This window comes from Moorena sp. SIO4E2 (genome assembly GCF_010671945.1).
Lineage (GTDB): Bacteria > Cyanobacteriota > Cyanobacteriia > Cyanobacteriales > Coleofasciculaceae > Moorena > Moorena producens.
Genome location: NZ_JAAHIE010000809.1, coordinates 1 through 2,717, shown reverse-complemented (window position 1 = coordinate 2,717; position 2,717 = coordinate 1). Strand labels below are relative to the sequence as shown.

Below are 2,717 nucleotides of genomic sequence, written 5' to 3'. Positions count from 1 at the left end.
TATTTTTAAGGCTTTTTGAAGTATTGTTTTTTGCTCTTGTGTCAGATAATTTTTTGCTGGCATATTTCCTATTATTGGGTTATTTATTAATTTTTATTATACCAATTTAAATGCCGAACAGCTTACCCACGGACTAAGACGGTCTCGATAGGTCATAATAAAATTATCTCCTATGTTACTAGGGGTTAGAGCCAGCCCCGTGGTTTTTGAGGTTCAGGGGGCTGGTTTTTGACCTTATTAATTAAGGTCACTTTTATTATAGCATAAAAATAATATTTTAGGGTATTTTTTTGAAAATAAAATGTCAATTAAAAATTACTTAATTAGTACAAAATTATGGTGCGTTAATAACGCAACCTACGGGTAAATATAAAATCCTATAGCCGTGAATAAGTGCAAACAATACTGTAACTTCGAGTGTTTAATTGCTAAAATTTATGGTTATTCTGTACTTGTTATGCTAAATGAACAGTTTAGCAGAGGCAGCAGGGAGCAGGAATCAGGGAATAGTTAAAAGAGGCCGTCTTTATAAAATTTTGTTAGTTGAATAGTACCATTTTTATGCTACAGTAAGCTTTCCGATTTTTTTATTGCAACTTTAGCATAAAAGGTACTGAATAACATCATTTTTTTTATTCCTGAGCAGGAAAAATATAGTGTTTGCGTAGTGTGACCTACGGTTAATCTTTAGTAGACAAAACCTCTCAATTTTAGAAATGGCGAATGAAGGTTTTGGAAATTTAAAAAAAAGGAATAGAAGTTATTTTTTTTGTCTTACAGCTTTTTTAATTTGTTGTGCCAAGACCATAGTCATTATAGAATTGGCAAATCCACCAAAAAATGGTAAGTTGCTGAGCATGGCAAGAGATGCTAAAGATGGATCAATCTCCTGAGACAATATTCCTAAGATAGCATTCTCAGCTCGGCGAGTATACACACGAGAGGTAACGTTAGCATTTTTCATGTAGACATCTATATTACTTGAATAGTTATTAATAGAAATTAGCTCAATATATACCCGGTCTCGCGGATTCAATAGTTCAATAATTAAATCAAGTCGGGTTTCTTGAAGTAATAATTCTCGAACTTCTCCAAATCCAACTTCTGGAATAGTTTTGAAAGTATATCCTACAATCTTGGAATTGCTGTCTAAACGTATACTCACTGGTTGCTCCCTAATAGCTAGGTTACCAGAGTTAAAAACTTCCATATTGAATAAAAATACAGAATTTGCAGGTTCATCTGCGTATATAATTTTGAGTTCGTTACGAATTGTATCTGAGAAGGAAAGTAGTGAGGAAGAATCATTAATAATGCAATCTACTTGCTTAATCTTTTTTGTTTTCTGCCAGATAAATACAGATACGCATGCTGTAAATACTGATCCAGCAAGGGCACCTAAAGTAGCAGCAACTGTTGGATTATCGTACCAAGCCATATTTTTTGAATTTTCGGGTATTTACTAGCTAAATATTTATTATATTGCACCTGAGGGGGTGGCCAACAGCCTTAAAAGCCTTACTGGGTGTGGGGTTTGGGGTCACCGGGGTAGGGAAACATCAGGAGCTGGCTACTTTGGTAGAGACGGTTGAATCAGGTTGGGGACGGAGGTTTTTGCTGGGGTAACTCAAAATTCCCTTCTATTTTTACCAAACCCCACACCCCATACCCTGTCTACTTTTTAGCCTTGTTGTCACTTCCTCAGGCTTGGTATAGGACACTGCCTAGGTGAGCTCTGACTTGAGAAGAGGTAGTTTCTCGACTAACATCGTAGCCCTAAGGCTGACTTATACAATAGTATTGTAAATGCCCAAAATGGGAACTGGGCTAGACGGTGATCCCATAGCCATAGCCAAAATGCGATGCGCGCCCATTGAGGCGCTAGGCGATGCTCGGTACGAGCCGCTACGCGATCGCATTCTCAAACCCGAATCCTACCAAGCTCAGATCTGGCACCTGGCACATGCAACCTGTTGACTATACCACCCTGACCGCTGCTTGTTCTGAGCTGCGTGCTACCTGGGTACCAGGACGTACCGAACAAGTCTATCAACGCGATCGCTACACCATTGCTATCGCCCTACGCACCCTAAATGGTCGAGGTTGGCTCACCATTTGTTGGCATCCCCAAGCCGCCCGGATTTGCATAGGAGATCCACCCCCTCGGGTTCCCGACACCTTCACCTTTAGTGACCAACTGCGGCACCAGTTAGGTGGCTTCGCCCTAATTGCCATCGAAACCATTGCCCCTTGGGAGAGAGTATTAGACCTGCAATTTGCCAAACGCCCTGGAGAAGCACCGACTTGGCATTTGTATGTAGAAATTATCGGCAAATACAGTAACCTAATTCTCACTGATGCTGACAATCTAATTGTTACCACTGCTCATCAAGTCAGTAACCAGCAATCCAGCGTCCGTACTATTCAAACCGGTCAACCCTACGAACTCCCACCAGCCCTGACTGGCACTAGCCCCAGTTTGACTGAATCCTACCAGAGCTGGAAAGAACGAGTAAGTTTGATACCAGGAGCAGTAGCAAATCAGTTACTCAAAAGTTATCGAGGATTGAGTCCCACCCTTGCTCGCTCTATGGTACAAGCAGCTGGTTTAGACCCAAAGCAATCCACCCAAAACCTAGAAGAATCCGACTGGCAAAACCTATTTCAATGCTGGCAACAATGGTTAAAAACTTTATTAAACGTTAGCAAGTTCTCTA

General features: G+C 40.6%; 2 protein-coding genes. One reads left to right on the top strand and one right to left on the bottom strand.

Annotated features, from left to right (window positions below):
- Window positions 1-760: 760 nt before the first annotated feature.
- Window positions 761-1,438 (bottom strand): hypothetical protein, encoded by a 678-nt coding sequence (locus F6K37_RS37525; RefSeq protein ID WP_008184729.1) that lies wholly within the window; start codon window positions 1,436-1,438, stop codon window positions 761-763.
- Between the two features lie 525 nt (window positions 1,439-1,963).
- Here F6K37_RS37525 and F6K37_RS37520 point away from each other — a divergent pair.
- Window positions 1,964-2,717, top strand: a 754-nt coding sequence (locus tag F6K37_RS37520) for an Rqc2 family fibronectin-binding protein (protein WP_287256108.1), incomplete at its 3' end; no start/stop codon positions are given.

Excerpts from the sequence above, each read along its gene's own strand:
- F6K37_RS37525 (WP_008184729.1), bottom strand. The coding sequence starts at position 1,438 with ATGGCTTGGTACGATAATCCAACAGTTGCTGCTACTTTAGGTGCCCTT.